1 protein-coding gene is annotated in these 516 nt (G+C 75.2%); it reads left to right on the forward strand.

Annotated features, from left to right (window positions below):
• Nucleotides 1-236: 236 nt before the first annotated feature.
• Nucleotides 237-516, forward strand: a 280-nt coding sequence (locus tag B2284_RS03815; RefSeq protein WP_286697210.1) for an SLBB domain-containing protein, incomplete at its 3' end; no start/stop codon positions are given.

Raw genomic sequence — 516 nt, forward strand, 5'->3', positions numbered from 1 at the left:
CGGACGGCCTCGAGGACGCCCGATGGCGTCCCTCGCGTCCGGCTGCCCTGCTCATCGGCGTGTGCGCGGTGCTCGCCGTCGCCGTGCTGGGGCTGCGTCTGCTGCTCAGTTCCGGAGATGACGGTGCGGCACCGAAGGCGCTCATCGCGTCGTCATCGCCGCGTATCGCCGGGAGCGCCAGCGTGGCGACGACGGGGAGTAGGGGTGCTGCGTCGACGCCGTCTCACAGCACTGCCATGGCTTCGGTCGCCGGCGCGACGAGCGGCGCGCCTCTCAGCATTCACGTCGTCGGGGCGGTGCGGCGCCCGGGCGTCGTCCAGGTGCCGGCCGGAAGCCGCGTCGCGGATGCCGTGACGGCGGCCGGCGGGATGTCGGGTGCCGACGCGACGGCGATCAACCTGGCTCGGCCGCTCGCCGATGGGGAGCAGGTCCACGTCCCCCGCCCGGGCGAGAGCGTCCCCCCGCCGGTGCCCGTGGCGCCGGCTGCAGGGGCCACCGCACCGGAGATCGGAAGAG

It is taken from the genome of Dermacoccus sp. UBA1591, assembly GCF_002322065.1.
Lineage (GTDB): Bacteria > Actinomycetota > Actinomycetes > Actinomycetales > Dermatophilaceae > Dermacoccus > Dermacoccus nishinomiyaensis.